Source organism: Nocardia cerradoensis NBRC 101014, assembly GCF_000308535.1.
Taxonomy (GTDB): Bacteria; Actinomycetota; Actinomycetes; order Mycobacteriales; family Mycobacteriaceae; genus Nocardia; species Nocardia cerradoensis.
Window position 1 is genome coordinate 1 of the sequence record NZ_BAFW01000381.1, and the last position, 25564, is coordinate 25564.

General features: G+C 69.2%; 29 protein-coding genes. 9 read left to right on the top strand and 20 right to left on the bottom strand.

The window, feature by feature from the left end:
- From ON23_RS33190 to ON23_RS33205, 4 genes are all read right to left on the bottom strand, one after another.
- A partial coding sequence (locus ON23_RS33190) for a zinc-binding dehydrogenase (protein WP_039783470.1) occupies positions 1 to 838 on the bottom strand: 838 nt, incomplete at its 3' end.
- A gap of 5 nt (positions 839 to 843) precedes the next feature.
- A complete protein-coding gene (locus tag ON23_RS33195; RefSeq protein WP_051043701.1) occupies positions 844 to 1662 on the bottom strand; it encodes an enoyl-CoA hydratase-related protein in 819 nt (272 codons plus the stop codon).
- Positions 1659 to 2645 carry a phosphotransferase family protein gene (locus ON23_RS33200; RefSeq protein ID WP_051043704.1) on the bottom strand — a complete coding sequence of 329 codons (987 nt, stop codon included), beginning with the start codon at positions 2643 to 2645 and terminating at the stop codon, positions 1659 to 1661. The genes ON23_RS33195 and ON23_RS33200 overlap by 4 nt, the downstream gene beginning before the upstream one ends.
- A gap of 26 nt (positions 2646 to 2671) precedes the next feature.
- A complete protein-coding gene (locus ON23_RS33205; protein WP_039783413.1) occupies positions 2672 to 3973 on the bottom strand; it encodes an acyl-CoA dehydrogenase family protein in 1302 nt (433 codons plus the stop codon).
- A 106-nt stretch (positions 3974 to 4079) separates the two neighbouring features.
- Here ON23_RS33205 and ON23_RS33210 point away from each other — a divergent pair, with 106 nt between their 5' ends.
- The 3 genes from ON23_RS33210 to ON23_RS33220 are packed head-to-tail and all read left to right on the top strand — an operon-like array spanning position 4080 to position 6003.
- Entirely contained in the window at positions 4080 to 4556 is a 477-nt protein-coding gene (locus ON23_RS33210) for a VOC family protein (RefSeq protein WP_039783416.1), read from the top strand.
- Positions 4553 to 5386 carry an SDR family oxidoreductase gene (locus ON23_RS33215; protein WP_039783418.1) on the top strand — a complete coding sequence of 278 codons (834 nt, stop codon included), beginning with the start codon at positions 4553 to 4555 and terminating at the stop codon, positions 5384 to 5386. The genes ON23_RS33210 and ON23_RS33215 overlap by 4 nt, the downstream gene beginning before the upstream one ends.
- Positions 5383 to 6003 carry a TetR/AcrR family transcriptional regulator gene (locus tag ON23_RS33220; protein ID WP_039783420.1) on the top strand — a complete coding sequence of 207 codons (621 nt, stop codon included), beginning with the start codon at positions 5383 to 5385 and terminating at the stop codon, positions 6001 to 6003. The genes ON23_RS33215 and ON23_RS33220 overlap by 4 nt, the downstream gene beginning before the upstream one ends.
- Before the next feature lie 17 nt (positions 6004 to 6020).
- Here the strand turns inward: ON23_RS33220 and ON23_RS33225 are convergent, their stop codons facing one another.
- Positions 6021 to 6812, bottom strand: a complete 792-nt coding sequence (locus tag ON23_RS33225) for an acyl-CoA thioesterase domain-containing protein (RefSeq protein ID WP_244969565.1) — start codon at positions 6810 to 6812, stop codon at positions 6021 to 6023.
- Positions 6813 to 6948: 136 nt separating this feature from the next.
- On the opposite strand from ON23_RS33225, the gene ON23_RS33230 reads away from it, so the two are divergent.
- Together ON23_RS33230 and ON23_RS36590 are read left to right on the top strand one after the other, a co-directional pair.
- Positions 6949 to 7533, top strand: a complete 585-nt coding sequence (locus ON23_RS33230; RefSeq protein ID WP_039783425.1) for a TetR family transcriptional regulator — start codon at positions 6949 to 6951, stop codon at positions 7531 to 7533.
- A 78-nt stretch (positions 7534 to 7611) separates the two neighbouring features.
- Positions 7612 to 7758, top strand: coding sequence for a DUF1059 domain-containing protein (locus ON23_RS36590; protein WP_063820473.1), 147 nt, complete (start codon positions 7612 to 7614; stop codon positions 7756 to 7758).
- On the opposite strand, the gene ON23_RS33235 is transcribed toward ON23_RS36590, so the two are convergent.
- A complete protein-coding gene (locus tag ON23_RS33235; protein ID WP_051043702.1) occupies positions 7752 to 8615 on the bottom strand; it encodes an SDR family NAD(P)-dependent oxidoreductase in 864 nt (287 codons plus the stop codon). The two genes, ON23_RS36590 and ON23_RS33235, sit on opposite strands and share 7 nt — an antisense overlap.
- A gap of 2 nt (positions 8616 to 8617) precedes the next feature.
- Positions 8618 to 9523 carry an LLM class F420-dependent oxidoreductase gene (locus ON23_RS33240; protein WP_218001142.1) on the bottom strand — a complete coding sequence of 302 codons (906 nt, stop codon included), beginning with the start codon at positions 9521 to 9523 and terminating at the stop codon, positions 8618 to 8620.
- Positions 9524 to 9596: 73 nt separating this feature from the next.
- Between ON23_RS33240 and ON23_RS33245 the strand changes: the two genes are divergently transcribed.
- Complete coding sequence (locus ON23_RS33245; RefSeq protein ID WP_083904398.1) at positions 9597 to 11153, top strand: acyl-CoA synthetase; 1557 nt, start codon at positions 9597 to 9599, stop codon at positions 11151 to 11153.
- On the opposite strand, the gene ON23_RS33250 is transcribed toward ON23_RS33245, so the two are convergent.
- The gene (locus ON23_RS33250; RefSeq protein WP_039783428.1) at positions 11146 to 11943 is read right to left on the bottom strand and encodes an enoyl-CoA hydratase; all 798 of its coding nucleotides are present in this window, start codon (positions 11941 to 11943) and stop codon (positions 11146 to 11148) included. The two genes, ON23_RS33245 and ON23_RS33250, sit on opposite strands and share 8 nt — an antisense overlap.
- A gap of 37 nt (positions 11944 to 11980) precedes the next feature.
- Between ON23_RS33250 and ON23_RS33255 the strand changes: the two genes are divergently transcribed.
- Positions 11981 to 13018: a TIGR03617 family F420-dependent LLM class oxidoreductase gene (locus tag ON23_RS33255; RefSeq protein WP_210743201.1), complete on the top strand. Its 1038-nt coding sequence runs from the start codon at positions 11981 to 11983 to the stop codon at positions 13016 to 13018.
- A gap of 4 nt (positions 13019 to 13022) precedes the next feature.
- Here the strand turns inward: ON23_RS33255 and ON23_RS33260 are convergent, their stop codons facing one another.
- The gene (locus ON23_RS33260; protein ID WP_039783430.1) at positions 13023 to 13466 is read right to left on the bottom strand and encodes a MarR family winged helix-turn-helix transcriptional regulator; all 444 of its coding nucleotides are present in this window, start codon (positions 13464 to 13466) and stop codon (positions 13023 to 13025) included.
- Between the two features lie 127 nt (positions 13467 to 13593).
- Between ON23_RS33260 and ON23_RS33265 the strand changes: the two genes are divergently transcribed.
- On the top strand, positions 13594 to 15033 hold the full coding sequence (locus ON23_RS33265) for an MFS transporter (protein ID WP_086007044.1): 1440 nt from the start codon (positions 13594 to 13596) through the stop codon (positions 15031 to 15033).
- 18 nt (positions 15034 to 15051) lie between these two features.
- Here the strand turns inward: ON23_RS33265 and ON23_RS33270 are convergent, their stop codons facing one another.
- Positions 15052 to 15810 carry an SDR family NAD(P)-dependent oxidoreductase gene (locus ON23_RS33270; RefSeq protein ID WP_082857473.1) on the bottom strand — a complete coding sequence of 253 codons (759 nt, stop codon included), beginning with the start codon at positions 15808 to 15810 and terminating at the stop codon, positions 15052 to 15054.
- 94 nt (positions 15811 to 15904) lie between these two features.
- Between ON23_RS33270 and ON23_RS33275 the strand changes: the two genes are divergently transcribed.
- On the top strand, positions 15905 to 16459 hold the full coding sequence (locus ON23_RS33275; protein WP_039783433.1) for a TetR family transcriptional regulator: 555 nt from the start codon (positions 15905 to 15907) through the stop codon (positions 16457 to 16459).
- A gap of 88 nt (positions 16460 to 16547) precedes the next feature.
- Here the strand turns inward: ON23_RS33275 and ON23_RS33280 are convergent, their stop codons facing one another.
- From ON23_RS33280 to ON23_RS33325, 10 genes are read right to left on the bottom strand one after another with little or no spacing between them, the layout of a single operon-like run.
- Positions 16548 to 17381 (bottom strand): NAD(P)-dependent oxidoreductase, encoded by an 834-nt coding sequence (locus ON23_RS33280; RefSeq protein WP_051043703.1) that lies wholly within the window; start codon positions 17379 to 17381, stop codon positions 16548 to 16550.
- Between the two features lie 5 nt (positions 17382 to 17386).
- Positions 17387 to 18205, bottom strand: a complete 819-nt coding sequence (locus ON23_RS33285; protein ID WP_039783435.1) for an NAD(P)-dependent oxidoreductase — start codon at positions 18203 to 18205, stop codon at positions 17387 to 17389.
- Between the two features lie 29 nt (positions 18206 to 18234).
- Entirely contained in the window at positions 18235 to 18756 is a 522-nt protein-coding gene (locus ON23_RS33290) for a DoxX family protein (protein WP_039783437.1), read from the bottom strand.
- Positions 18757 to 18764: 8 nt separating this feature from the next.
- On the bottom strand, positions 18765 to 19778 hold the full coding sequence (locus tag ON23_RS33295; RefSeq protein WP_083904399.1) for an alpha/beta hydrolase: 1014 nt from the start codon (positions 19776 to 19778) through the stop codon (positions 18765 to 18767).
- Positions 19775 to 21436 (bottom strand): thiolase C-terminal domain-containing protein, encoded by a 1662-nt coding sequence (locus ON23_RS33300; protein ID WP_039783440.1) that lies wholly within the window; start codon positions 21434 to 21436, stop codon positions 19775 to 19777. Before ON23_RS33300 ends, ON23_RS33295 begins: the two co-directional genes overlap by 4 nt.
- A gap of 46 nt (positions 21437 to 21482) precedes the next feature.
- Positions 21483 to 22859, bottom strand: coding sequence for a cytochrome P450 (locus tag ON23_RS33305; protein WP_039783443.1), 1377 nt, complete (start codon positions 22857 to 22859; stop codon positions 21483 to 21485).
- A 10-nt stretch (positions 22860 to 22869) separates the two neighbouring features.
- Positions 22870 to 23061, bottom strand: a complete 192-nt coding sequence (locus ON23_RS33310; protein ID WP_030517538.1) for a ferredoxin — start codon at positions 23059 to 23061, stop codon at positions 22870 to 22872.
- An 11-nt stretch (positions 23062 to 23072) separates the two neighbouring features.
- Positions 23073 to 23933: a mycofactocin-coupled SDR family oxidoreductase gene (locus ON23_RS33315; RefSeq protein WP_039783446.1), complete on the bottom strand. Its 861-nt coding sequence runs from the start codon at positions 23931 to 23933 to the stop codon at positions 23073 to 23075.
- Between the two features lie 46 nt (positions 23934 to 23979).
- Entirely contained in the window at positions 23980 to 24684 is a 705-nt protein-coding gene (locus ON23_RS33320; protein WP_039783487.1) for an SDR family NAD(P)-dependent oxidoreductase, read from the bottom strand.
- The gene (locus ON23_RS33325; RefSeq protein WP_039783448.1) at positions 24681 to 25487 is read right to left on the bottom strand and encodes a TauD/TfdA dioxygenase family protein; all 807 of its coding nucleotides are present in this window, start codon (positions 25485 to 25487) and stop codon (positions 24681 to 24683) included. Before ON23_RS33325 ends, ON23_RS33320 begins: the two co-directional genes overlap by 4 nt.
- Positions 25488 to 25564 lie beyond the last annotated feature (77 nt).

Below are 25564 nucleotides of genomic sequence, written 5' to 3' on the forward strand. Positions count from 1 at the left end.
GGGCGAGTTCACGCTCGTTGCGGTCGAATTCGGCCCGGTCGAGATCCTGGAACTGGAAGCCCAGTACGTGAATTCCCTTGACCAGCACCAGATTCAGCGGGATGCGGGGAACCGTGCCCGAGGCGTAGCCGACGGTGACGAAACGGCCGCCGCGGCGCAACGACCGCAGCGCCGGCTCGCTGAGCGCACCGCCGACCGGGTCGACCACCGCATCGGCGCCGTCGGGCAGCGCGGCACGGAGGGCATCGCGCAGACCGCCGTCGCGGTGGTCGATCAGACGCGTGGCCCCCAGGGCGGCCGCGACCTCGAGTTTGGCGGGGGAGGAGGCCACCGCGGTCACCGACAGCCCGAGCCGCGCACCGAGTGCCACCGCCGCCGACCCGACGCCGCCCCCGGCGCCGAGCACGAGCAACTCGGCGCCCGCCGACACCCGCGCCACCGACCGAATGCAGTGGTACGCAGTGCGATACGTGACACCGAAGGCCGCCGCGGCGGCCGCGTCGACGCCGTCCGGAATCGGCGCCAGCTTGGTGGCGGGGACCACGACCTGTTCGGCGAACGCGCCGTAGAGGCCGGTGCCGCGGACCCGGTCACCGATCGCGACCTCCCCGCAGCCGGGCCCGAGCGCGACGACCTCGCCGGCGAATTCGCTCCCGGGCACGAACGGCGGGGGCACGCTGATCTGATACTCGTTCGCGACGAGCAGCACATCGGGATAGTTGACCGCCGCGGCCCGCACCCGCACCCGGACCTGGCCCGCCCCCGGTTCCGGGACGGGCCGGTTCTCGACGCGCACCACCTCCGGCGGACCGTAGCGTGGGCACACTGCGACCCGCATCGCGGTCACCGGCCCTGCCATCGAGGTGTGCGCCGTTCCAGGAACGCCTGCGCCCCCTCGGCGGCATCGGCGCTGCGGAAAACCTCACGCTGCCACTGCTTCAGCCGGCGCGTGGCCTCGGCGTCGTCGGTGACGGCCAGGCGGGCCAACTCCTTCGAGGCGGCCAGGCCCAAGGGGGCGTTGGCGGCGACGGTGGTGGCGAGGGCGACGGCGGTGTCGAGCACCCGATCCGGTTCGGCCACCACATTGACCAGCCCGATCCGGTGAGCGCGGTAGGCGTCGACCAGGCCACCGGTGAGCAGCATCTCCAGGGCGATGCCCAGCGGGATCCGGGTGCCGACCGCGGTGCCGCCGCCCGCGGCGAACAGCCCGCGCTTGACCTCGGGGAACCCGAACGAGGCCGCGGCCGAGGCCACGATGATGTCGCACGCGAGCAGCAGTTCCAGTCCGCCGCCGACGGCGGTGGCATTGGCCGCGCCGATGATCGGCATCGCGGTCCGCCCGGCGGACAGTCGCGCGTAGGCGTCCAGGGCCGCGCGCTGTTCGTCCGAATCCGGTTGCGCGCCCGCGTTGTCGGCGAATTCGCGCAGATCCATCCCGGCGCAGAAGGCACGCTCACCGGTCCCGGTGAGTACCAGGGCGCGGATGTCCGGATCGGCCTCGGCCGCCAGCAGCGCCTCGCCGATCCCGCGAAGTACCCTGCCGTTGAGCGCGTTTCGCGCCTGCGGGCGATTGATCCGCACGACCAGGACCGCGTGGCGGCGTTCGACGACCACCTGGCCGGTCTCGGGGGCGGTGGTCTCGGATGTAGTACTCGTACTCATCGGTACTCCGTGCTCTCGGCGAGGTCGGCCGCCTCGCGCATCAACTTCGGCACGATCGGGCCGAAGGACTGCAATTTGACATCGTCTCCGGCGCGCTGGAATCCGCGTTCCAGCACGATGGCCAGCTTCCATTTCGCCAGGATCAGGTAGTAGTCCAGGTCGTCGACCTGCCGGCCGGACACGGCCGCGTAATGCGCGACCAGCCGGTCCCGCGACGGCATGCCGCGCAGATCCACATAACTCACCCCGGCGGCCTCCGGGGCGGAGGTGTCGTCCGGCCAGCTCTGCACCATCCAGGCGAGATCCAGTTTCGGGTCGCCGACCGTTCCCATCTCCCAGTCGACCAGCGCCGCCAGCCGGGCGGGCGCGCCGTGTTCGAACATGACGTTGGCGAACTGGTAGTCACCGTGCATGAGGCCGGGGATGTAGTCGAGGGGCCGGTGCGCGCGCAGCCATGCGGTGGCCTCGGCCATCCCGTCGAGGTCGCGGCCGCGGTGGCGGGCGAAGAAATCGGTCCAGCGCTGGACCTGCCGTTCGTGGAATCCGCCGGGCCGGCCCAGATCCTGTAACCCCTTGGCGCGCCAGTCGACTCGCGACAGCAGCGCGATACCTTCGGCGAGCTGGTAGGCCAGGCCGGCCCGGGCGTCGAGATCGGTGTCGAACGGCGCCGGCCAGCGTTTGCTGTCCATCGGCGACCAGCCGTCCACATAGCCCATCAGATAGAAGGTGCGGCCCAGGACGGAATGGTCGGTGCAGACCGCGACGGCGGGCGTATGCGGGACATCGGTGCCCTCCAGAGCCGCGGTGATCCGCCACTCCCGCGCGATCCCGGCGTCGCGCTCGGGAGGCGCGCCGGCCGGCGGAATACGCAGGACACAGCGGTATTCGCCGCGGCTGATCAGATAGATCTCGTTCTGGGTGCCGCCGGAGAGGAACCGGGCCTGCGCCGGTTCGCCGCGGCCGGGCAGGTCGCGGGCGTCCATCCACTCCGCGAGGCGGGCGGTGTCGATCACTGGTTACCTACTTCGTGTTCGAGATGATCGGCGAATTTCGCCCGGGCGGCGTCGAGTTTCTTCGGGATCCACTGGCTGGGCCACAGATCCTCGCTCGGGCGGTGGTCGCGCAGGACCTGTTTGGCGACGGTGCCCTTGTGCACCTCGGTCGGCCCGTCGGCCAGGCCCAGCACGCCGGCGCCGTGGATCATCGTGAAGAAGGGCATCTCGTTGGTGACCCCGAGCGCACCGTGCACCTGCATGGCGCGCCAGGCGATGTCGTGCAGCACGGTCGGCATCACGACCTTCACCGCGGCGATGTCCTTGCGCACCTTGCGATAGTCGTTGTATTTGTCGATCTCCCAGGCGGTGTAGAGCACGAACAGCCGGAACTGCTGCAGCTGGGCGTAGGAATCGGCGATATAGCCCTGCACGAACTGCTTGTCCGACAACCGGCTGCCCGCGGTTTCGCGGCTCAGCGCCCGCTCGCACATCATGTCCAGCGCGCTGCGAGCCAGTCCGATGGTGCGCATGGCGTGATGGATGCGGCCACCGCCGAGCCGGGTCTGCGCGATGGCGAAGGCCTGTCCGGCGCCGCCGAGCAGCGCCGAATCCGGAACGCGCACATTGTCGTAGTGGATCAGCGCGTGCGCGCCGCCGTCGAGGGGTTCACCGTAGAGTCCGACAGTGCGTTCGATGTGCACGCCGGGGGTGTCGGTCGGCACCAGGAACATCGACATGCCTTGATAGGCACTGACATTCGGATCGGTCACCACCATGACGATGAGGAAGGCCGCGGTGGCCGCGTTGGAGGAGAAGAATTTCCAGCCGTTGATGATCCAGTCGTCGCCGTCGCGCACCGCGGAGGTGGTGAACCGGGTCGGGTCGGCGCCGGCCTGCGGTTCGGTCATCGAATAGCTGGAGAACAGCTCTCCCGCGAGCAGCGGCCGCAGATAGCGCCGTTTCTGCTCCTCGGTACCGAAATGCGCGATGATCTCGGCGTTGCCGGTATCGGGCGCCTGGCATCCGAAGATCACCGGCGCCCACGACGATCGCCCCAGGATCTCGTTCAGCAGCGCCAGTTTCAGCTGTCCGTAGCCCTGTCCGCCGAGCTCGGGGCCCAGATGCGTGGCCCACAACCCCTGGTCGCGCACCTGCTGTTTGAGCGGATCGAGCACGGCGCGGCGGGCCGGGTCCGGTGGCACGAACTGCTCGTGCGGCCAGATCAGGTCGAGCGGTTCGACCTCCTCGCGGACGAACGCATCGGCCCAGTCCAGCTTGCGCTGGAACTGTGGATCGGTCTCGAAGTCCCACGCCATTGCGCCTCCTCGCCTTCGGTGGAAATATAATTCTCATGACGAAGAATAGCATTCTTGATCGAGCGGATGGGATTCCGGCTGCGGGGGTTCCGGCGAGGGGCGGCGCATGAGGGCCACCGACCAGTTCCACATCGGTATCGTCGCCGCGGATATGGCGGCCACGACCGCGGCGCTGTCGCGGGTGCTGGGCTACGAGTGGGGAATCGAGACGGGCGGACCGCTCACGGTGGCGTCGCCGTCCGGCGAGCAGGCCGTCGACATCCGCTGTGTCTACTCCACGACCGTCCCGCGGGTGGAGGTGATCCGGGCGGTGGCGGGCACGCTGTGGGAACCGGTGTCCGGCAGCGGCATTCACCACCTCGGCTACTGGTCCGACGACGTGGCCGCCGATATCGCGGAACTCGAGGACGCCGGGTACGTGGTGGAGGCGGTGCGGCCGGGGCCCGGCGGTGTGCCGCTGTTCGCCTTCCTGAACGGACCGACGGGATTCCGCATCGAATTGCTGAGTCGCGCAGCCGAATCCGCTCTCGCCCGCTGCTGGGCGCCGGGCAACCAACGACGCGACGAAGGTGATCGCCGATGACCACGGTAGGACTGGTGACCGGCGCGGGACGCGGGATGGGATCCGAATGCGCCCGCGCCCTGGCCGATCGAGTCGATGTACTGGTGCTCGCCGATCGCGACGAGGCCGGGGCGACCGCGGCCGCCGAGCAGCTGAGGTCCGAGGGCGCCCGGGCCGAGTCCTTCGTGGTCGACGTCGCCGATCGCGAACGTGTTTCGGAACTGGCGACATACCTCGCCGAACAGGGCGAATTGCGGGCGGTCGCACATGCGGCGGGGATCTCGCCCACGATGGCGGACTGGCGTCGCATCTTCGTCGTCGACCTGATCGGAACCGCCCACCTGCTCGACGCGGTGCGGCCACTGGCCGTCGCGGGCACCGCGACGGTGGTGTTCGCGTCGATGGCGCCGCTGCTGGACCCGAATCCACCGGATCCCGCCGCCCTCGCCGTGCTCGATGATCCATTGCACGAGGATTTCCTCGACCGTATCCGCGACGCCGTGGGCCCGGCGCTGGAGCATCCGGGCATCGCCTACGGGTGGGCCAAACGCGGTGTGCAGCGCCTGGTCTGGCGGGAGGCGGTGCGGTTGGGCCCTGCGGGAGCGCGGATCTGCTCGGTTTCGCCCGGCATCATCGACACCCCGCAGGGCCGCCAGGAAGCGGCCGAGCACGCCACCATGCGCCGGCTGGTCGAGCGCACGCCGCTGCGCCGCGAAGGGCGTCCGGCAGAGGTCGCGGCCGTGGTGGCGTTCGCGCTCTCCGACGCGGCGAGCTTCCTCAACGGCACCGATCTGGTCGTCGACGGCGGCGTGACGGCGGCGCTGCGGGCCGGGCCGGACAGCCGGCGATGAACGACGACGTCGCGGCCCGGATCGCGCAGCGGGCCCTGGCCGAACGCGGCGCCGCCTACACCGTGGAGGTCCGGCGGCTGCTGGATGCCGGGCTGGCGGTGATGCGGCGCTGCGGAACCGAGTCGCGTCCGCGCGTCGCCGATATCGTCGCCGTCGCCGGGCTGTCCAACGATGCCTTCTACCGGCATTTCGCCTCCAAGGACGCGCTCGTCGCCGCCCTCCTCGAAGACGGAACCGCCCGGCTGCTGGACTATCTGGAGCATCGGATGGGTAAGCGGTCCACACCCGGGGAGGCGGTGCGCGAATGGGTGGACGGCGTGCTGTCCCAGGGGGTCGGTGAGGTCGCCGCGACCACCCGGGCGGTGATGTGGAATGCCGGCGGTCTGGCGCAGGGATTGGTGACCGGACCGCCGGAGGCCAGTACCCGGCTCGCCGAGCTGTTGCGCGCGCCGTTCGCCGAATTGGGGTGCGAGCAACCGGATGTCGATGCCGCGCTGGCCGCGCACGCGGTGGTCGGGCGGCTCGCCGAACTGCTGTGGCGGCGAGCCGAACCGACCGCGGCGGACGTGCAGCGCGTGACCGAGTTCTGTCTTCGCGCGGCCCGGCCCGGTCGCTGAGGTCGCGAGCGCGGCGCTCAGACCCTCGTCTCGGCCATATCCACCTGGCGGGCGGCGTCGGCCAGGGCGGTGACGACGCAGGTGCCGATCCGGCCGGTCCGGTCGTAGAGGGTGGCGGTGCCGACCGCGATGCCGTCGGCCGAAATATGGTCCTGCGCATGCAAACCCAGCTCCCGTCCCGCGGGGAGCCTGGTCAGGGTGAGGGTCACGTCGCTGTTGATATAGCCGACGCCCTCGGTGCCCCAGTGGCAGACCAGATTCGTGGTGTCGGCCAGGAACGCCGCGCGCTGGAACGGCGTGATCGGCTCGCCCTCGACCAGCGGCGGCAGGTTCTGCCAGACCGATTTGCGTTCCTCGTTCTGTGCGGCGGCGAAGTCACCGGACCAGTCACCGTCACCGCATTTGAACAGCGGTGGCTGACCGGTGGGCGCGTCCAGCCGCCGGTCGGGCACCGGCAAACTCTGCTCGGCCTGCCAGATCCGGCCCGGAGGTTGTTGTGCGACGGCCAGATACATCACCGACGCCCGCACCCGCACCTCGTCCTGCTGGGTGATCCACGCATCGGCGACCCGCACCCGGGTGCCGGAGCGCACCACCGCACTGTGCACCGTGATCGGTTCGTTCCGCACCGGGCGGAACAGATCGGCGGTGAGGCGGGCGGGAACGAAACCCGATCCTGGGCAATGGGTTTCCAATTCTCGCGCCAGCAGACCGCAGATCGCGGGTCCGGCTACGTGATCGGGTGACCATTTGCTCACCGCGAAATCGCCCGCGACGAATCCCCGTTCGTCGCGGCTGAAGAATGCCATCATCACCTCGGCCCTTCCGTTCCCGGCCCACCCGAATTAGAACACGTTATAGGACGTTGTCCGGAGGGTGGTCACCGGTTCGGATGTTGCCGCCGGTAGCCGAATGTCAGCAACTGTCGTCACCTAGGATCGGATCATGAGTCGATGGGAACCCAATGCGCGTGGCCGGCTGTCGGCCGCGGCCCTCGAGCTGTACACCGAGCGTGGGTTCGACGAGACCACGGTGGCCGAGATCGCGGAACGGGCGGGCCTCACCGAACGCACCTTCTTCCGGCATTTCGCCGATAAACGGGAGGTGCTCTTCGGCGGGCAGGACCTGCTGAGCAGCGCGATCGCGGACGCGGTGGCCGCCGCTCCCGCCGATGCTGACCCGATGGCGACGGCGATCGCGGCGATGCAGGCGGCCGGTGCGCGAATTCCGGATCTGCCGGTGTGGCAACGGCAGCGGCGCGCGGTGATCGCGGCCAATCCCGGACTTCAGGAGCGTGAACTCCGGAAAATGGCCGTCCTGGGTGGCGAGCTCGTCGACGCGCTGCGGGCCGCGGGCGCTTCGGAGGCCGTCGCGACCCTGTGCGCCCGGCTCGCCGTGACCGTCTTCGGCATCGCCTTCGACCGGTGGCTCGACGGTTCCTCCACGCGCGAATTGTCACACGTTATAGCCGAGGTATACGCAGAGCTCAGGGACGCCGTCGGCGCCGGAGGAGCGGTCTCGGGCGGGTGACCCGGGGTGACGGGCGGCACAGAATGTGCATAAGGTGACGGGGAACGACACGTCCAGCCCGACCGATGGAGAACGACGTTGAAGACCAGACTGGGCTGCCCCTGCGGTGAACAGATCGTCGGCACCGACGAAGACGACCTCGTCGAGAAGACGCAGAAGCATCTGGCCGAGAACCACCCCGGCCACGACTACTCGCGCGACGAAATCCTCTTCCTCGCCTACTGATCGTCCGTATCGGCGGCCAGGTAGCGCATCGGCGCGTAGTTCGCCCAGCCGGACTCCGGCCAGTTGAACCAGCCCGCCGAGGCGCCGGTCCCGCCGTCGGGATGCAGGGTCGTTCCCGTCAGATAGGCCGACAACGCCGAGGCGAGGAACACCACGCACCCCGAGACGTCGCCGACCTCACCGGCTCGGCCCAGTGGAATGGCCACCCGCACGCCGCGCGGATCGGTCATCGCGGCGTCGCCGTGCGGCATCCGGCGCAGATTCGGGGTCGGCACATAGTCCGGCGCCACATTGTTGACGCGAATGCCGTCGGGGGCGAGCTCGATCGCGAGCGTACGGGCGAACTGTTCGACCGCGGCCTTCGCCGCCGAGTACACCGCGAAACCCGGTGCCGCCCGGTGTGCCTCGATCGTGGTGATGTTGACGATGCTGCCGCCGCGGCCACCCGCCCGGATCCGCGGCACGGCCAGCGCGCACGCGTGCAGCACGTGGGTGAGATTGCTGCGCAGCAGCGCGTCCCAGCCCTTGGGCCGAGTGTCGGTGAACGCGGCACGGAAGGTGCCGCCGACGACGTTGACGAGAATGTCGAGCCGGCCCCACCGCGCCTCGGCCGCGTCGAACACCTCGGCCAGCCGGTCGGGATCACGAACGTCGCCGTGGACGACGACGGCGTCGCATCCCTGCGCGGCCAGGGCCGACCGCATGTGCTCGACGGCGTCGGCATCGATGTCGATGATCGCCGGGTGCACCCCGTTGGCGGCCAGGTCGGTGGCGATCGCCCGCCCGAGACCGCCTGCGCCGCCGGTGATCACGGCGACCGTGCCGGCCAGTCCCGCGCGTTGTTCGAACCAGCCCATGGTCACCGCAGATAGGTGGCGCCGAAGGCGTCGAGGAAGTCGGTGGTCGCCGCGTGATCGGCGGTGCGGCTGGACACCACGATCCACGTGACGCCCGCCTTCTCCAGTCCGGCGAAGGACTCGAGATGACGGTCGGCCGCCGCCGGATCGAGCAGATCCGAGTCGTGGTAGGAGTACAGCACGTCGAGATCGCCACTGCGCCCGGCGGATTCGGCACGCGTGCGCACCTCGGCGATCTGTGCGGCCAGCTCGGTGTGTGATCCGAGCGCGGGTGTCCGGGCCGTCGTGCTGAGTGCGGCGCCGCCGGACATCGGCATCCAGCCCTGGGCGCGGTTCGCGGCGCGACGGCGGCTGGCGGCGGAATTGCCGCCGATCCAGATCGGGATCGGATCCTGCACCGGTCGCGGCCGGGCGATCACCTCCCGGGCATCGAAATGCCGCCCGCGGTAGCTGAACGGTTCGCCGCGCCAATGCAGCGGCAGCACCTCGAGCGCCTCGTCGAACAGGGCGTTGCGTTCCTCGAAATCGACTCCCAGCGCGTGGAATTCGCTCTTCTGATAGCCCGCGCCCAGACCGAGGACGAGCCGGCCGCCGGAGAGCTTGTCGACCGTCGCGGCGGCCTTCGCCAGCAGCAGCGGATTGCGATAGGGCGCGACCGCCAGATAGGTGAGAAGCCGCAGCCGTTCGGTCGCGGCCGCCACGTAGCCGAGCGCAACCAGCGAATCCAGCGTCTGATGTCCACCGTTGTTCAGCCATCGCGCTCCGGGGATCGGGTGTTCGCTCAGGGACAGGCCGTCGAACCCGCACCGCTCGGCGGTGATCGCGACCTCGCGCAGCGGGCCGGCGTCGAGGACGTCGCCATCGGGTCCGCCGGTCTCCGGATAGTGGAAGATGAAACGCAGGCTCACCTACTGAGAGTATCATTCTCGCGAATAAGAAATTCAATTCTCCGCCCGCTGTGGACGGTACGGGAGACTGCCGATGAACGCCGCGCCGATGACCCCGGGCCGCTACGCCGAACGCTGTCCCGATCGGCCCGCGATCGTGATGGGCGAGAGCGGGGAGACGGTGACCTACGCGCAGCTGGAACAGCGGTCGCGCGCCGGCGCGCAGGCTTTGCGACGGCGCGGTCTCGCGGTCGGCGGCCATCTCGCGATTCTGGCCGAGAACACCCGCTCCTTTCTCGAAATCGCCTGGGCCGCACAGCGTTGCGGGCTGTACTACACGGCGATCAACCGGCATCTGCGGGCGAGTGAGGTGCAGTACATCCTCGACGACTGCGGCGCGACCGCGCTGGTGACCACGGCGGCGCAGGCCGAGGTGGTGGCCGGGCTGGATCTGCGCCGGATCGCGGTGAAGATCTGCGCGGCAGGCGATCTGGACGGTTTCGAACGCTACGCCGACCTGCTCGCCGCCGAATCCGGCGCCCGGCTGCCGGACGAATGCGAGGGCCGGGAGATGCTGTATTCCGGCGGCACCACCGGACGTCCGAAGGGAGTGCGCAAACCGCTGCCCGCGACGCCGCTGGGCGATCCGCAGGCTCCACCCGTGCAGATCGCGCGCGGTCTGCTCACCGCGGGTGCTCGCGAGGACGCGGTCTACCTCTCGCCCGCCCCGCTGTATCACGCCGCGCCGCTGGTGTTCGCGATGTCGTGGCAGCGACTCGGCGCCACCGTGGTGGTGATGGAACGGTTCGATCCGCGCCGCTGCCTGGAACTGATCGAACGCCACCGGGTGACCCACACCCAGATGGTGCCGACGATGTTCGTGCGGATGTTGCGGCTACCCGAAGCCGAGCGGCGCCGATACGACGTGTCGAGCCTGGTGGATGTGGTGCATTCCGCGGCGCCCTGCCCCGTGCCGGTCAAGCGGCAGATGATCGACTGGCTGGGCCCGATCGTCAACGAGTACTACTCGGGCACCGAGGATATCGGCAACACCTACATCGGAGCGCGGGACTGGCTGACGCATCCCGGATCGGTCGGCCGCCCGGCGCAGCCCTGTCATATCGTCGGCCTGGACGGGCAACCGGTGGCGGTGGGTGAGACCGGGGTCGTGTATTTCGAGGGCGGGCGGCCGTTCGACTATCACAACGATCCCGAGCGCACGGCCGCCGCGACCGGACCGAACGGATGGCGCACCCTCGGCGATATCGGCCGCCTCGACGAGGACGGCTTCCTGTATCTGACCGACCGGCTCTCGCACATGATCGTGTCCGGCGGTGTGAACATCTACCCGCAGGAGGCCGAGAACGTGCTCGCTGCCCATCCCGCGGTGCTCGACGTCGCGGTCATCGGCGTGCCCGACCCGGAGATGGGGGAGGCGGTGAAAGCCGTGGTGCAGCCGGTGGATTCGGCCTCCGCGGGCCCGGCGCTGGCTGCCGAACTGATCGCCCGGTGCCACGCCGAACTCGCCGGGTACAAATGCCCGCGCAACGTGGACTTCACCACCGAGCTGCCCCGGGACCCGAACGGCAAACTGTACAAACGACCACTGCGGCAACAGTATTGGGACGGCCACGCCGGCCGGGTCATCTGAGCCGCTCGCGCATCTGCTCTCGGCCTCGCTCGATCACCCGCGCCCCGTACTCGGCCATGCGGGCGGTGCCGGGAGACCAGGTTTCGGCCATGACACCTTCGAGCAGCTGTGCGCGACGCCCGTCCTCCTCGGCCAGAGCACGGTAGTGCCGCAACAGCCGGGTCCGGGCCTCGCTGTCACCCGCCAGCAGGTCGGCCGCGAGGGTCCGTGTGAACGGAAGCAAGTCCTCATGGGGCACAACATGATTGACCAGCCCGTAGGCGAGTGCGTACTCGGCGGTGAGGAAATTGCCCGTCAGCGACAGTTCGACCGCCCGGCGCCAGCCGACCGTCCGGGTAAGTCCGACCGTGACCCCGCCACCGGGCATCATGCCCATCCGGGCGTGCGTGTCGGCGAACCGGGCTCGTTCGGAGGCGACGAGGAAGGTGCACTGCAGCGCCAGTTCCAGCCCGCCCGCGACACATGCGCCGTTGATCGCGCCGATGACCGGTACGTCGATCACCGGCAGGAAGCGGAACAGGCCGTCGGGTCCGCGCCCGGGACCCGATCCGGGGGAACGGACGGGTGCGGGCCCGGACGCGGCCGCGCCGATATCGATCCCCGCGCAGAAGGCGGGATCGGCGCCGGTGAGAACGACCGCGCCGACATCGGAATTCGCGCCCGCGGCGGCGACCGCATCCCATACCGCGTCCATCAGCGCGCGGTTGAGCGCGTTGCGGACCGCCGGGCGGTGCAGTGTCACCGTCGCGACGCCGTCCGCATGCTCCACCGTGACCACGGGTTCGGTCATCGCCCGCTCCGTTCGAATAGAAACATCACTATCTTCAATGAAGAATAATCTTCTCATCTCGAAGGGCGGCGAACCTGTGCGAATCGACACCACGATCGGTGCGTTGGACGACGCCGCGGCGCGGGTTCGCGCACTCGAACATCTCGGCTTCGACGGAATCTGGGCGGGCGAGATGAACGGCGACCCGTTCCTGTCCTTGGCCGTCGCAGCCCAGTGCAGTGAACGCATCGGCCTGGGCACTTCCGTCGCCGTGGCGCTCGCTCGTTCACCGATGACCGTCGCCTATGCCGCCGACGATCTGCAACGCTTCTCCGGCGGCCGCCTGCGCCTGGGCCTCGGTTCGCAGGTGCGCGCGCATATCGAGCGCCGCTTCGCGATGCCGGCCGATCGTCCGGCCGCGCGGATGCGCGAATACGTACTGGCGCTGCGGGCGGTCTGGGCGCACTGGCACCAGGGAGCGGAGCTGGCATTCGAGGGCGAATTCACCCGCCACACCCTGATGCCGCGCGACTTCGTCCCGCCCGCACACGAATTCGGCCCGCCGCCGATTCTGCTCGCGGGTGTCGGCCCGGCCATGACTCGGGTCGCGGCCGAGGTCGCCGACGGATTCATCTGTCACGGTTTCACCACCGCACGCTGGATCCGCGAACGCACGCTGCCCGCGCTCGGCGCCGCCGCGAAACGCGACGACTTCGAGGTCGTCGCCACACCTTTCGTCGTCACGGGCACCGACGAGCAGATCGAACGCGGTATCGCCACGCTGCGGCGCCGGCTGGCCTTCTACGCCTCCACGCCGGCCTATCGTCCGCTGCTCGATCTGCACGGCTGGGGCGAGGTGAATGCGGAACTGACCGCACTGTCGAAAGCCGGGCGCTGGGATCGGAGGGCGGAGTTGATCACCGACGATATGGTCGACGCCTTCGCCGTCGTCGCCGCGGTGCGCGAGCTGCCGGAGCGGCTCGCGGCGCGTTTCGGTGGCCTGCTCACCCGGCTCTCGTTCGCGCCGCCGCGCGATATGCCGGCCGACGAGGTCGCCGATCTGGTCCGGCGAGTCCGCCGGGCCTGCGACGCCTGACGGATCAGTCCGGGCGCGGCCATGGCCGGCCGTCGAGACGTTCGATATCGGTGTTGAGCCGGCGCAGATAGGTCGCGAATTCCGCGACATCGGCGGCGGGCCAGGTGTGCAGCACACGGTCCAGGCTCGTGACCGTGGCGGACACGGTCTCCTCCAGCCGGCGGGCGCCGGCCTCGGTGACCCGGAATTTGCGGGCCAGACCGCCGTCCGGATCGGCGATGCGGTCCACCAGCCCGGCGCGTACCAGGGCCGCTGTCTGCCGGTTGAGTGTGGAGGTGTCGAGGCCGAAGGCGGCGCTGAGCTGTCCGATCGACATCGGCCCCTGTATTGTCAGCCGGCTCAGCAGGACGTAGGCGCTGCGCTCGAGACCGCACCGATCGCGCCGTGTCATCTGATAGCGGCTGAGCAGCATGGTTTCGAATTCGACCGCGGCGACGGGTCGTTCCATATCGCCCTCCTCTCGTGCGCGACCGAGACGGGTATCACAGGCCGCGCGGGTAACCGGGTCCCCGATATGCATGATACATTGCGTGTGCATAATACATATCGCAGGAGTGGGTAAGGGAGATGTGGACATGACCAAGCCGGACGCCGACCGGTCGAGCTCGATCGTCGGGGTGCTGGCATTCGCCGGAATCATCGCCTCGGTCATGCAGACCCTCGTGATTCCGTTGATCGCGCAGTTCCCGCAATTACTGCATACGACACCGTCGAATGCCTCGTGGATCGTGACCGCGACGCTGCTGGTCGCGGCGGTGACCACCCCGGTTGCCGGCCGCCTCGGCGATCTCTACGGCAAGCGCCGCATCCTGCTGCTGTCCACGATTCCGCTGATCGCGGGGTCGATCGTGTGCGCGCTGTCGGCCTCGGTGCTGCCGATGATCATCGGGCGCGGCCTGCAGGGGATGGGTGTGGGCATCATCCCGCTCGGCATCAGCGTGATGCGTGACGTGCTGCCCGCCGAAAAGCTGGGCTCGGCGGTGGCGTTGCTGAGCGCCTCGCTGGGAATCGGTGGCGCACTGGGTCTTCCGATCTCGGCGGCGGTCGCCGAACATTCGAACTGGCGGGTGCTGTTCTGGGGCGCCGCGGTGCTGAGCGCGCTGATCGCCGCCGCGGTGTGGATCGCGGTTCCGGAGTCCGCGGTGCGCGGCAGCGGTGGGTTCGACTACGCCGGAGCGGTCGGCCTCGGCGCCGGGCTGGTGGCGTTGCTGCTCGCGGTGTCCAAGGGCGGGACCTGGGGCTGGGGCAGCGCCACCACCGTCGGACTGTTCGCCGCCGCCGCGGTGGTGCTGCTGATCTGGGGCTGGTGGGAGCTGCGGATCGGCGATCCGCTGGTCGATCTGCGGGTCACGGCCCGGCCGCCGGTGCTGCTCACCAATGCCGCCTCGGTGGTGATCGGTATCGCGATGTACTCGTCGTCGCTGATCGTGCCGCAGTTGCTGCAGTTGCCGACCGAAACCGGGTACGGGCTGGGGCAATCCATGATGGCGATGGGTCTGTGGATGGCCCCCTCGGGCCTGATGATGATGGCGATCTCGCCGCTGGGCGCCCGGCTCTCGGCGGCCCGCGGGCCCAAGGTCACGCTCACGGCCGGTGCGCTGGTGATCGCGGCCGGGTACGGCCTCACCACGGCACTGATGGGCTCGACCTGGGGCTTGCTGGTGGCGATCTGCGTAATCAACGGCGGCGTCGGGCTGGCCTACGGTGCGATGCCCGCGCTGATAATGTCGTCGGTGCCGCTGTCGGAAACCGCGTCCGCCAACAGCTTCAACACCCTCATGCGGTCGATCGGCACCTCGGTGTCGGCCGCGGTGATCGGTGTGGTGCTGGCCCAGATGAGCATGGACTTCCACGGCCACAGCGTGCCGACGGAGGGCGGTTTCCGGACCGGCCTGTTCATCGGCTGCGGGGTCGCCCTGCTGGCCGCGGCGCTGGCCTCGGTCATCCCGGTGCGGCGCCCGAACGCGCCCGCCACCACCGCCGAGGTCGCCGAACCGGTCGCGGCCCGGGCCTGAGGCGGGCGGTCGGCCGGGTCAGCCGGCCGACCATCCGCCGTCCACCGGGACCACCGCGCCGTTGATGAACGAGGCGGCGTCGGAGGCGAGGAAGACGGCGACCTCGGCCATCTGTTCGGGTTCGGCGATACCGCGCATCAGCGACATCACCGGCTGTAGCCGGGTCACCCCGTCGAGATCCCACTCCGGGGTCGGCCCGGCGATACCGGTCATCGTCGGACCGGGCAGGATCGCATTACATCGGATGCCGTCCCCGGCATGGATCCAGGCCACATTGCGGGTCAGCCCCACCACTCCGTGTTTGGCGGCGGTGTAGGCGATTCCCGCTGCGCCACCGCGGATTCCGGCCTCCGAGGCGGTGTTGACGATCGAACCGATGCCCTGGTCGAGCATATGAGGCAGGACCGCCCGGGTCATGAGGAAGGTGCCGGTGAGGTTGACCGCGACCGTGCGTTCCCAGGTGGTCACCGGGGTGTCGGCCGGCAGTGCCATCTTGTCCATGATCCCGGCGTTGTTGCACAGCACGTCGATCCGGCCGAAGGTGTCCATCGCGGTGCGGGTGGCGCGGGCGACGTCGATTTCGTCGGAGATGTCCACGACTACCGGAATCGCGGCCGCGCCGATCTCCGCGGCGGTACCCTGGGCGCCGTCGGAACTGATATCGGCGGCCACGACCATGGCGCCGCATTTGGCGAATGCGATGGCCATGGCCCGCCCGATTCCGGAGCCGGCACCCGTGACGATGGCCACCCGGTTGTGAAAGTTGCTGGTGCTCAACGGTGTTCCCTCCTCGGTGCGCTGCGGGCCCGCCGGCACGTGTCGACGTCGCCGTTTCAACCGGACATCACTGTCCGGTTGGTAGTGTAGGCCGGTGACCGAGCAGCGTCGAGTAAATCGTGGACCCGGTGCGGCCGCCGCCAATCGAGCGGCTCTGATCGCCGCCGCCCGCGAGGTGTTCGCCGAATCGGGTTTCGAGGCTCCGCTGAATCTGATCGCCCGCCGCGCGGGCGTCGGGCAGGGGAGTTTGTACCGGCACTTCGCCGACCGGGAATCGCTCGCGCTGGCGGTCTTCGAGGACAATGTGGTGGGCCTGGAAGCCTATGCGGCACAGTCGGATACCGGACTGGATCAGCTCCTGGAGCGCATCGTGGACCAGGTGGTGACCTCGATCGCGTTCGTCGAACTGATCGATCCGTCGCTGACCGACGGGCGGCTGGTGCGGATGAGCAGCCGGGTGGCGGCACTGCTGGGCGATCATCTCGACGCCGCCCGCGCGTGCGGCCGGGTTCGCGCCGATCTGACGTGTCAAGACCTCATGCTCGCGCTGGCGATGCTGGCGGCGCTGCTGGCGCGGGCCGGGGCGCAGGAGCGCCGGGGGCTGGCCGCCCGCGGGTGGTCGCTGATCCAGCAGGGGTTGCGAGCATGATCGGCACCCGCCGGGCCGGAGGTGAGGCGCAGGCGGGCCGTGGGAAGGATGCCGCGTCCGCGTGACAGGTCGCGGAGCTGGGTTGCGATCAGCGGGTGGTGCCTTGCGGGGCGGCGTTGTCGTCTCGTCCGAAGGGCGCGGCGGAGATGGCGGCGTCGAGTACGCCGAGGGTGCCGCCGAGTTCGGTGGTGAGGGTACGGACCACCGCGACGTCCTTGCGCAGGAATTCGCCGACCGCACCGCCGAATTCGGCCACCGATCTCTTCGCGGCGATGCTGGTCACCACGCGTCCGGAGGAACTGGCGTGGGGGAGTGCCGACAGCAGTGCCGCCTCCGTGACGCCCAACTGGCCGGCCAGCCGCACCGCCGCGGCGACCAGTCCCGCCTGTGCCGCGAACAGGGCGTTGTTGACGAGCTTCACCCGCTGTCCCGCGCCGAGCGCGCCGACGCGCAGGATCGGGTCGGCATAGCACGACAGCACCGGCCGCAGATCGGCGGCCGTGTCCTCGTCGGCGCCGACGAAGACCGTCAGCGCACCCGCGGCGATATCATGTGGGCCGCCGCTGACGGGCGCGTCGGCCACCCGCACCGCATGCGGAACCGCCTGTGCCGCAACGGCGACCGCGGTGCGTGGATCGCCGGTGGTGTGCAGGGCCAGGATCGATCCGGGTGCCATGGCCGCGGGCAGGTCACCGTCGAGACAGACCTCGCGCACCTGATCGTCGGAGAACACGCACACCAGTACGGCGTAGGCGCCCTCGGCGGCCGCGGCGGCGGTGTCCACCGCGCGAGCGCCCGCCTCTGTCACCGCAGTACGAACATCGTTGCGCCGCACCGCGACCCGGACGTCGTGCCCGGCTGCGGCGAGCCGCCGCACCATCGGCAGGCCCATCCGCCCGGCGCCGACGAATCCGATCCGCATCCCGGTCACCGCTGGTGATTCATCAGCGCCAGGGTGGCGTCCGCGGCGGTGAGGACGACGCCGGGCTCGGCCCCCGCCGCATCGGCCAGGCTCGCGACCAGGGAGACGTCCTTGCGCAGCAGCGCACCCGCGTACTGGGCGAGCCGGTCGAGACTCACTCCGGCATCGACGATGCGCCCCAGCGCGAAACTGTTGGCGGTGCCGTGCGCGATCACCTCGCCCAGCCGGGCCGGGTCCACACCCAGGCCGGCGCCCAGCGTGAAGGTGCTCATCGCGGTCGCGAGGTTGGCGGTGAACAGCAGATTGTTGAGCAGTTTGGTGACCTGACCGGAGCCGACGTCGCCGAGATGCACCACCGGGTCGGCGTAGCTGTCGAATACGGGGCGGCAGCGTTGCACCACCTCGGCGTCACCACCGGCCATCACGAGCAGCCGCCCGGCCTCCGCGGCCGGTCCGCCGCCGCTGACCGGCGCGTCGATCAGCGAAACACCGTGCACAGCGGCGGTTTTCGCCAGGTCGCGGCAGGTGTCGGGATGTACGGTGCTGTGCACGGCCACCACACCGCCCGCGGACATGCCCGCCAGCACGCCGTGTTCGCCGGTGAGGACCTCGCGCACGTCGTCGTCGCCGACCACGCAGACACAGACCAGATCGCTGCCGGCGCCCAGTGTCGCCGGAGTTTCGGCGGTCGCCGCGCCGGTATCCGCGAACGCCTCCAGGGTGGCGGCCCGGCGGGCCCACAGCGTGGTCGGATGCCCGGCCGCGATGATGCGCCGCGCCATGGGGCCGCCCTGGCTGCCCAATCCGATGAATCCGACTCGCATATCCGCACCTCTTCCGTCGAATGCCGCTGTCACGCTGTGGGTTCCGGTTGCTGCGCGGGAGCCGGCGCCGGACGCCAGAAGGTCGCCAGCAGCCCGGCCGTCGCGATCACCGCCACCCCGGCCGCGATCGCACCACCGGCCCAGCCGACGACCTCGATATCGGTGGCGTGGTCGAGCGAGAACCGTCCCGGGCCGAGCATGGCCGTCGCCAACGCGGTGACCGCGAGCACGAGGACGTACTCGTAGCCCTCCTTGAATACGAAGAATCCGTTCGGGCGATGCGCCAGCAGCCCCGCGACCAGCATCACCGAGATGATCGCCGCACACGCCAGCGGCGTGAACAGGCCCACGATCAGCAGTGCGCCCGCGCCGATTTCGGTGACCACACTCAGCCAGGCCTGCAGAATGCCGTTGCGCAAGCCCAGTCCGGCGAACCAGCGGGCTGTTCCGTCGATGCGGCCGCCGCCGCGCCAATGGTTGTAGCCGTGCGCGATCATCGTCGCGCCGATCACCAGGCGCACCAGGAACAGCGCCGTGTCGGATGCGTGCACGCCTCACCTCACCTTCCGGGCCGGAACGGTTCGGGCCCATCGAATTGATCCGGGAGACAGTCGAAACCATCTTTCGCGGCCAGCAGGCATTCCTCCGCGAAACCCAGCACTCCCAGGTGGTATGCGCGAGCGGAACGTCCGACGCTGAGGTTGTGGCCACTGCCGGGCTGGCGGTTGAGTACCACTCGCGACGCCGCGGTGAACGTGGCGCCGACCTGTGTCATCGCGTCGGAATCGTTGCGCCACACCCGCTCGTGATCGCCGAGGGTGAAGCGAACCGGAATGCGTATCCGGGCGGCCAGGGCCGGAAATTCGGTATCGGCCCAATCCGTGACCGCGGCGGCCTCGAGCCGCGGGCCGACGGCGGCGAGCGCCGCACCGCCGACCACATCCGGCGGATACAGCGAAGCGGGCCGCCACAGCAGGTCGGCGAGTCCGCGCGGTCGCTCGACCGGCCCCCGCGGCCCCATCAATACCTGCCGGGCAGCCGCAGCGAATTCCCGTCCGGTACCGGCCAATTCGATACCCAGCAACGCGCCGCCCCGAGAGTCGGCGGCCATCCGCAATGCCAGTTCACACCCGGCGGAATGGGCGATCACGAAGGTGCCCGCGCCCCGGCCGGCATCCGGAACCAGCTGCGTGACAGCGGAATACATCAGGTCGACACGACGCTGCGGATCCCAGAGCCGGTCCGTGAACGGTGCCGACGCGCCGTAACCGGGCCGGTCCAGAGCCAGTACGGTGAAGCCGAGCTCCGCCGCGACGCGCAGCAGCGACAACTCGGGGTGGCCCGGACAGTCGAAATAGGCGGCGGTCGTCGCGCCCCCGTGCAACGCGATCAGCACCGCACGGGGCTCGCGCGCCCGCAGCAACAGTCCCGACACGGCGATCCCGTCCGCCTCGGTCACCACCTGCTCGGGGACGCCCGGCGGTTCGAGCCCGCCTGCCCGGTGGCCGGCGATTCCCCGCTCGGACGATGCCGCCGGTACGAGGGCTGCGGATCGCGGCGCTTCCACGGTCATCGCTCGCTCCGCAGCAACAGCACGCCACTGGGCGTGAGCCCGCCGCTGCTGGTGACCGCCACCCGGGCGCCGGCGACCTGACGCGGCCCGCATTCACCGCGCAGCTGGGCCACCGCCTCGTGGATCAGGCCCATACCGTGGGTGCGTCCGTGCGAGAGCTGCCCGCCGTGCGTGTTGAGCGGCAGAATGCCGTCGCGCGCGATGTTTTTCCCGCCGTCGAGGAAGTCCTTGGCCTCGCCGATCTTGCAGAATCCCAGCGCTTCGATCCAGGACAGGCAGTTGAAGCTGAAGCCGTCGTAGAGTTCGGCGACGTCGACGTCCTCGGGGCGCAGTTCGGTGCGCGACCACAGATGTGCCGACTGACCGAGCACCTGCGGCTCGTGGGTGAGGGTACTCTGATCCCATTCCACCCGCTCCAGGATCTGGGTGCCCACGGCCTCCACGTAGACGGGCGGTTCGGCCAGGTCGGCGGCGGTCTCGACGGCCGAGACGATCACCGCCACCGCGCCGTCACAGGGCACGTCGCAGTCGTAGAGGCCGAACGGACTGGTCACCGGCCGCGCCGACAGATAGTCCTCCATCGTGAGCGGATCCCGGTACACCGCAGTGGGATTCAGTGCGGCATTGGCGCGCTGGTTCAGCGCGATCCAGCCCAGCGTCTCCTTGGTCGTGCCGTAGCGGTGGAAGTGCCGTTGCGCGTTCTGGGCGAGGGTGTGCGCCGCCGAGGTCGCGCCGAACGGCAACTGCCAGCTGGTGGTGCGGCTGCCGCCCAGCGGTGCCGTCGAGCCGGTGCGGATCAATTCGTTGTAGGTGGCCTCCCACACCGTCCGGAAGCACAGTACGTGCCGTGCCAGCCCGCCCGCGACGGCCAGCATCGCCGCGATCACGGAGCCACCGGGACCGAAGGTTTCGATGCCGCCGTTGTACCAGGTCGGCCGCAGACCCAGCGCCGATTCGAGCGCGGTCACCCCGCCCTCACCGAATCCGCCCACATTCCCGCCGCCCGGATACGAGGAGAGCCCGTCGATATCGGCCATGGTGAGTCCGGCATCGGCGACGGCACGCTCGCACGCCTGCACGGTCAGCGCCAGGGGAGGCACCATCAGCCGCCGTCCGATATCGGACATCCCGATGCCGGTCAGCGCCACCCGGTCCTCGAATTTGGCGGTGGAGACGCGGGGCCGCACATGCTCGGCGAAGCGATCCGGGTCGATGTCGTCGGCAGGCAGCGGCGCCGGTTCCGGCTGCTCGGCCGTGGGCCGGAACAGTGGAAGCCACACGTCCTCGTGCTGTTCGAACACCACCTCCATCCGCATGCCCAGCACCAGATCGGTGGCCTCGCAGCCGATGACGGTGGTGGTCAGCCGAATTCGCGGATCCTCCACCAGTGCGACCTGACCGACCACGTACGGTGGCGGTAGCCCGGGCAATCCGAACCGCTGGTTGTGCGTGAAGCCGATGAGCGTCGCCGCACCGGAGACCTCCCGCACCCCCATCTCGGTGCCGTGGCAATAGCGGCACACCGGCTGCGGCGGATGGATCAGCTCGGTACAGGTCCGGCACTCCTGGATCCGCAGCCGATCGTCGGCGCCGGCGGTCCAGAAGAACTCGTTCTGCGCGGTGAGCTGCGGTAGCGGCCGCCCGGACGCGGTGGTCACCTCACGCCTCCTGCTTGTCGGTGCGATCTGCGACTGTGCGCGCGGATCAGTGGATGTCGGCCTGTGCCTTGCGTGCGGTCACCGGCGCCGCGAGCTGCTGCTCGTCGCAGATCGCCTGCAACTTCTCCAGCGTCGCGTCGAGTCCCTCGCCCAGGCGCGGGCCGGGGGTGAACGTCGCCGGCAGATGCCGCATGCCCTGGATGACGGCGATGGTGTCGTAATGCACCGTGGTTTCGGGGTCGCAGCGGTAGTCCGGCATCCGGTCCAGCACCGCCAGCAGCATCCGCTTGAACACCGTGCGGGCCACATTCGAGCCGATGCAACGATGGATGCCGAGCCCGAAGCTGTAGTGCCGGTTGCGATGCCGATCCAGGACGATCTCGTTCGGATCCTCGAAGACGGCGGGATCGCGGTTGGCCATCGCCCACGACAGCCACAGCCGGTCGCCCTCGGCGAACCGCGTGCCGACCACCTCGCAGTCCTCGGCGATGGTGCGGCCGTCACCCGGGGCGGGTGTGTAGTACCGCAGGAATTCCTCGGTCGCCGAATCGAGCAGGGTTTCGCGTTCCCGGCTGAGGGTTTCGCGCTCGTCCGGATGCTCCGACAACCATTCCAGCGAATGCGCGGTGAGCGCGGTCGTGGTGTCGAAACCGCCGCCGATGATCAACGCGAGCATGCCGAGCATCTCGAGATCGGGCAGCTGAGTGCCGTTGACCGTGGCCCGCGCCACCGCGTCGATCATGCCGGGCCGCGGGTTCTCCTTGATCTCGATCAGGTTGTTGAGCAGATCCAGGCCCATTTCCCGATGCATCGCGGTGATCCGCTCGATATCCGGGGAATCGGGCGGGGTGTAGACCGCGGCATGGACCGGTTCGTTGTAGACCGTCCACTTCTTCAGCGGAATGCCGAGCATCGCCAAGGTGAGTACGGCGGGAACGATATTGGCCAGATCGTCGACGAAATCGATGCGGCCGGATTCGATCTTCTCGTCGATCGCCGCCCGCACGACCTCGTCGATGAACGGAATCCAGCGATTGACCGCCGCCGGGGACAGATACGGATTGAGCGCCGACCGCAATTCGCGATGTTCGGGCTCGTCCATCTCTAGGATCCCGCCCCGGATGGCGGCGGCGCGGGGCGGCTTCGGAATCGAAATCCCCTGGTAGCCACGGCGTTCCCCGGCGGGGTCGTGATCGTTGGACACATGGGGGCAGCGGGCGAGCTCGAAGACCTCGCGATTACCGGCGGCGACCCAGTGGCCGCCGTGGGTATCCGACCAGGCGATCGGGCAGTTCTGCTGCATGTCCTGGGTGATGGACAGGAAATTGTCGCGATATTCGGGGGCGTACCGGTCGAACGAGTACTGCGGTTGTTTCCGCTCCTCGTCCGCCGGTCCGGCCTCGCTGATGTTCTCGGCGGTCACGGCGTTCCTCTCAGGTGATGGTGATCGCTCGTTCCGGGCACGACTGGGCGGCCTCGCGGACCTGTTCCTCCTGATCGGGAGGAACGTCCTCGCTGACCGCCGAGGAGTGGCCGTCGATTTCACTGAGTACGAACGACTTCGGAGCGACCATGGCGCACAGGGTGTGTCCCTGGCAGCGCTCCGGATCTACGCGCACCTTCACGGTTTCTCCCCTTAGATGTGATAGTCGTACCACTTGAGGTATCCGCCGGCGTCCACTCGCATCTGCATGCCGGTGACGTAGCGGGATTCGTCCGAGGCCAGGAACAGCACCATGTTGCTGGTGTCCTCCGGTTCGATCCACGGCACCGGCATGGCCTGCTGCACATGGAACGCGGGCTGCGCGTCCTGCAGGGTCGGCTTCTCGAGGTCGGGCCGGAAGGAGCGATACATCGGCTCGCTCCGCAACATGTCGGTATTGCAGTTGGTCGGGTGGATGACATTGGCGCGGATGTTGCGCGCGGCGATATGAGTCGCCAGCTCGTGCATGTACATCGACAGTCCGCGCTTGGCGACCATATAGGCGATGCCGCCGGGATCCTTACCGGGCTGGTCGACCTTGGCCACATCCATCAGCGCCGCGGTCGAGCCGGTGGCGATGATCGAGGCGCCGGTGTCCAGATACGGCAGTGCGGCGTGCACGGTGTTGATCACGCCGATCAGGTTGGTGTCGATGACGTCGGTCCAGGCCTGCCACTGCGGTTCGCCCTTCATCCCGGCGATACCGGCCTGGGCCACCACGACATCCAGATGCCCCAGTTCGTCGACGCCGCGTTTCACCGCGTCCCGCAGAGCGGCGATATCGCGGACGTCGGCCTGGACGGCGACGATCCGGCGGCCGGTCTTCTCCACCAGTCGTTCGGTTTCCTCGAGGTCTTCCGGCCGCGCCATCGCATAGCCGATGGTCTCGATGTCCCGGCAGATGTCGACGGCGATGATGTCGGCGCCCTCGGACGCCAGTTTCACCGCATGACTGCGGCCCTGTCCTCGTGCGGCACCGGTGACGAGGGCGACTTTGCCTTCCACGCGTCCCACTGGTGGTCCTTTCGGTTGTGTTGTGCCTCAGCGCGTTTCGCGCCGGTTACGTGTTGCGGCCGCCGTTGACGCCGAGGATCTGGCCGGTGATGTAGCCGGCCTCCTCGGAGACGAGGAACGCGCAGGCGGCGGCGATGTCCTCGGGCCGGCCGACCCGGCGGACCGGGGTGCGGGCGATGTGGTCGTCGATCGTTCCGCCGAGCAGCTGTGCCTGTTCGGTCTTGCGCAGCATCGGGGTATCGATGAATCCGGGTGGGACCGCGTTCACGGTGATGCCTTCGGGGCCGAGTTCCAGTGCCAGCGATTTCGTGAGCCCGTTGACCGCCGACTTCGCCGAGACGTAGTGCGACATGAACGGTTGCCCGGAATGGGTGCTGGAGGAGGAGATGTTGACGATCCGGCCCCACTGCGCGGCGCGCATATCGGGCAGGACGGCCTGGATGGTGTGGAAGACGCCGTGCAGGTTCACCGCGATGGTGCGCTCCCACTGTTCGAAGCTCAGATTCGCGAACCGGCGATAGCCCTCCGCGCCGGCGGAGTTCACCAGTACCGTCACCGGGCCCAGCTGCTCGCGGATCGCGGTGAGCGCGGCGTCGATCTGGGCGCGGTCGGTGACGTCGGCGGTGTGGTCGAATTCGGAGTCGCCGGGCTTGATGTCGAGGGTGGCGACCCGAAAACCGTCGGCGCGCAACCGGTTCGCCACCGCCAGGCCGATCCCGGATCCTCCGCCGGTCACCACCGCTGTTCTCACGCCCACGGTTCGGCTCCGGCGATCGTGGTGCGGTGCAGTTCGCGTTCGGAGGTCGCGTCGTAGGGCAGGGCGCGGTGCAGGATGCCGGTGTTGTCCCACACCACCAGATCACCGACCGACCAGTCGTGGGTGTAGGCGAAGCGCGGCTGGGTCGACCATTCCAGCAGTTCGTCGAGGAGCTTGCGGCTCTCGACCGGATCCATGCCCACGATGTGGTCGGCGGTGGCGCCGATGACCAGGGACCGGCGGCCGTCGCGGCGCTGCCACACCAATGATGTTTCGTGCGTGGGCAATTGGCGCCAGTCGGCGACCTGCTCGGGGGTCGGGTCGGGGTGTACGAGCCGCTGGGAGGCCTCGAAGCTGTGCACCACGCGCAGACTGTCGTAGCGCTTGCGTTCGGCTTCCGACAGTCCTTCGTAGGCGGCGTAGGTGCTGGCGAACTGGGTGCCGCCGCCTTCCATCGCCACATGCCGCGCGGTCAGTACCGTCGCCTTGGCCGGCACGTCGTTGGTGGTGTCGTCGATATGCCAGAAGAAGGTGCCCTCGAGATATTTCGCGGCTCGATTCTTCTCGGGATTCAGTGTGATGGTGAAGATTTCGCGGCCGCCGGGGGCGAGTACGGTGCCCAGCCGGCGGCAGAACGCCAGCTGGGCCTCGTCGTCGAGATGCAGTCCGCGGACCACCAGGACGCCACGCCACTTCAGGGCCTCGGTGCACCGGCTGATCACCGTGTCGTCGTGCAGATCCTCGACCCCGGTGACCTCCACTCCGATGGTGGGGTTCAGCGCCGTCGTCTCAACCACAAGAATCTCCCTTCCAATTGTGAGAACCGTACTCTCGCTCGACGTTTCTCCGCAAGGTTTCCCTGGATTCGGGCTCG

What these genes read in the sequence shown, in the direction of transcription:
- ON23_RS33195 (WP_051043701.1), bottom strand. Translation starts at nt 1,662, where the DNA reads ATGAGTACGAGTACTACATCCGAGACCACCGCCCCCGAGACCGGCCAG.
- ON23_RS33200 (WP_051043704.1), bottom strand. Translation starts at nt 2,645, where the DNA reads ATGGACGCCCGCGACCTGCCCGGCCGCGGCGAACCGGCGCAGGCCCGG.
- ON23_RS33205 (WP_039783413.1), bottom strand. Translation starts at nt 3,973, where the DNA reads ATGGCGTGGGACTTCGAGACCGATCCACAGTTCCAGCGCAAGCTGGAC.
- ON23_RS33210 (WP_039783416.1), top strand. Translation starts at nt 4,080, where the DNA reads ATGAGGGCCACCGACCAGTTCCACATCGGTATCGTCGCCGCGGATATG.
- ON23_RS33215 (WP_039783418.1), top strand. Translation starts at nt 4,553, where the DNA reads ATGACCACGGTAGGACTGGTGACCGGCGCGGGACGCGGGATGGGATCC.
- ON23_RS33220 (WP_039783420.1), top strand. Translation starts at nt 5,383, where the DNA reads ATGAACGACGACGTCGCGGCCCGGATCGCGCAGCGGGCCCTGGCCGAA.
- ON23_RS33225 (WP_244969565.1), bottom strand. Translation starts at nt 6,812, where the DNA reads ATGGCATTCTTCAGCCGCGACGAACGGGGATTCGTCGCGGGCGATTTC.
- ON23_RS33230 (WP_039783425.1), top strand. Translation starts at nt 6,949, where the DNA reads ATGAGTCGATGGGAACCCAATGCGCGTGGCCGGCTGTCGGCCGCGGCC.
- ON23_RS33235 (WP_051043702.1), bottom strand. Translation starts at nt 8,615, where the DNA reads ATGGGCTGGTTCGAACAACGCGCGGGACTGGCCGGCACGGTCGCCGTG.
- ON23_RS33245 (WP_083904398.1), top strand. Translation starts at nt 9,597, where the DNA reads ATGAACGCCGCGCCGATGACCCCGGGCCGCTACGCCGAACGCTGTCCC.
- ON23_RS33250 (WP_039783428.1), bottom strand. Translation starts at nt 11,943, where the DNA reads ATGACCGAACCCGTGGTCACGGTGGAGCATGCGGACGGCGTCGCGACG.
- ON23_RS33255 (WP_210743201.1), top strand. Translation starts at nt 11,981, where the DNA reads ATGAAGAATAATCTTCTCATCTCGAAGGGCGGCGAACCTGTGCGAATC.
- ON23_RS33260 (WP_039783430.1), bottom strand. Translation starts at nt 13,466, where the DNA reads ATGGAACGACCCGTCGCCGCGGTCGAATTCGAAACCATGCTGCTCAGC.
- ON23_RS33265 (WP_086007044.1), top strand. Translation starts at nt 13,594, where the DNA reads ATGACCAAGCCGGACGCCGACCGGTCGAGCTCGATCGTCGGGGTGCTG.
- ON23_RS33280 (WP_051043703.1), bottom strand. Translation starts at nt 17,381, where the DNA reads ATGCGGATCGGATTCGTCGGCGCCGGGCGGATGGGCCTGCCGATGGTG.
- ON23_RS33285 (WP_039783435.1), bottom strand. Translation starts at nt 18,205, where the DNA reads ATGCGAGTCGGATTCATCGGATTGGGCAGCCAGGGCGGCCCCATGGCG.
- ON23_RS33295 (WP_083904399.1), bottom strand. Translation starts at nt 19,778, where the DNA reads ATGACCGTGGAAGCGCCGCGATCCGCAGCCCTCGTACCGGCGGCATCG.